This is a genomic window from Luteibacter sp. P4_D7_3, from assembly GCF_056401735.1.
Window position 1 is genome coordinate 1 of sequence record NZ_JBFUIT010000491.1, and the last position, 1,989, is coordinate 1,989.

The 1,989-nt window shown below is 66.7% G+C and carries 3 protein-coding genes; 2 read left to right on the top strand and 1 reads right to left on the bottom strand.

The features are described 5' to 3' along the window. On the bottom strand, positions 1-321 hold a 321-nt coding region (locus AC1DSN_RS21900; RefSeq protein WP_477332889.1), incomplete at its 3' end, for a rhomboid family intramembrane serine protease. 137 nt (positions 322-458) lie between these two features. Here AC1DSN_RS21900 and AC1DSN_RS21905 point away from each other — a divergent pair. Both AC1DSN_RS21905 and AC1DSN_RS21910 read left to right on the top strand, forming a co-directional pair. Next, positions 459-1,334, top strand: coding sequence for a PhzF family phenazine biosynthesis protein (locus tag AC1DSN_RS21905; protein WP_477298582.1), 876 nt, complete (start codon positions 459-461; stop codon positions 1,332-1,334). A 2-nt stretch (positions 1,335-1,336) separates the two neighbouring features. After that, the gene (locus tag AC1DSN_RS21910) at positions 1,337-1,792 is read left to right on the top strand and encodes a YaiI/YqxD family protein (RefSeq protein ID WP_477298579.1); all 456 of its coding nucleotides are present in this window, start codon (positions 1,337-1,339) and stop codon (positions 1,790-1,792) included. Positions 1,793-1,989: the final 197 nt, after the last annotated feature.

The window sequence follows — 1,989 nt, forward strand, 5'->3', positions numbered from 1 at the left end:
GCATGCATTGTTACGGTTCTTCATGTAGGTCGGCAGGATCGAGAAGATCAACGCGCCGATGTAGAACGTAACGAAGCCCAGCGGGCCCATGGCCGCGGTGTAGAACTCCTCCATGATCCTGCCAAAAAAATACAGCGTGAGCATGTTGAAGATCAGGTGCGACCAGTCTGCGTGGATCAGGCCGTAGCTCACCAGGCGGTAATACTCACGGCTGCGCGAGAGCGCGGGCGGCCAGAGGATCAGGTCGTCCATCAGGCGCCGGTTGCTGAAGGCAAAGAAGGAGACCACAGCGGTCACGAGGATGATGAGCAGCGTAGTCATGCGACGAAACAGCGTCCTTTAGGACCGGGCCAGCGCGCATCTTGGCGGTAACGCGCGCCGATGTCGAACCCCCGGCCCATGCCGGACAGGCGATGGATGGCTATCATGGACGACCTCCCCCGCTCCCGGCACGACCGATGTCCCCCATCCGTTACAAGCAGCTCGACGTCTTCGCCGCCCGTCATGGCGGCGGAAATCCATTGGGCGTCGTCGTCGACGCCGAGGGCTGGTCCGACGAGCGCATGCAGCGCTTCGCCCACTGGACCAACCTGGTCGAAACCACCTTCCTGATGCCCGCGCGCGCCGAAGGCGCCGATTACCGGGCACGGATCTTTACACCGACCAAGGAAATCCCCTTCGCCGGCCATCCGACTATCGGCAGCGCGCACGCCGCGCTCGATGCCGGTCTGGTCACCCCCGACGCGGCCGGCATCATCTGGCAGGAATGCGGCGCCGGTGTGCTGCCGATCCGCGTGGAAAAGGACGGCAAGGCACGTGAGCTGTTCGTGCAGTCGCCCAAGGCGCGCATCGTCGGCGACGCCTCGTGTGCCGGTGAGACGCTTTCCGCCGTCCTCTATGGCGTCAAGCTAGGCGCACTGGCCCCGGCCTGCGTCGAAGGCGGCCGTCGCTGGTGGGTCGCCGAGTTCGCCGACGAAGCCGCCCTGCGCGGCTGGCGCCCCGACCATGCAGCCATCCGCGCGCTCGCCCTGGCCACCGATACCCTCGGCCTGTGCGTGTTCGCCCGCTCCGCCGAAGGCCTGGCCGTGCGTGCTTTCCCGGCCGGCGTCGGTATCGTGGAAGACCCCGCATCTGGCGCCGCCAATGGCCTTATTGCCGCCTATGTCGCCGCACGCGACACCGGCGGCACGTTGGCGAAGGGCTACGTGGTCAGCCAGGGCCGCGAAGTCGGTCACGACGCCCGCATCATCATCCGCATCGACGGCGAGGCCGTGTGGGTCGGTGGCTGCACCAACACCATCGTCGACGGCCACGTGGACTGGACGGACGCCTGACCGTGCAGATCTGGGTCGACGCCGACGCCTGTCCCAACGTCATCAAGGACATCCTGTTTCGCGCCGCCGAGCGCGAACAGGTCAACGTAACCCTGGTCGCCAACGCGTGGATCCGCACGCCGGCCTCGCGTTTCGTCCGTTCGATCCAGGTGCCGGGCGGCTTCGACGTGGCCGACGATGAGATCGTGCGCCGCGTGGAACCGGGCGATCTCGTCGTCACCCAGGACATTCCGCTGGCGGCCTTCGCCATCGAGAAAGGCGCCCTCGCCCTGCATCCGCGCGGCGAGATGTACACGAAGGACACGATCGCGCAGCGCCTTTCCATGCGAAATTTCATGGAAGAACTCCGCGGCTCCGGCGTCAACACCGGCGGCCCCGCCACCATGCACCCGCGCGACCGGCAAGCCTTCGCCAATGCACTGGATGCATGGCTGGCGAAACGGCGCTCGGCGAAATAACGCTAATTGCGTGGGAGCCGCTTCAGCGGCGAATGCATTGGCTGCGGATCGCCCGCTCCGCGAGCGCATGCCTTAAGCGGCGTTCGCCGCCTCACGCTCGTGCTGCTGTGGGCGTCGCGGTCGGGTTGGCCCTTGGGGCCGCGGCGCGGCTCTTCGAGACGGGCCGTAGGGACCGCGCTCGCTCCGCCCGTTAACTG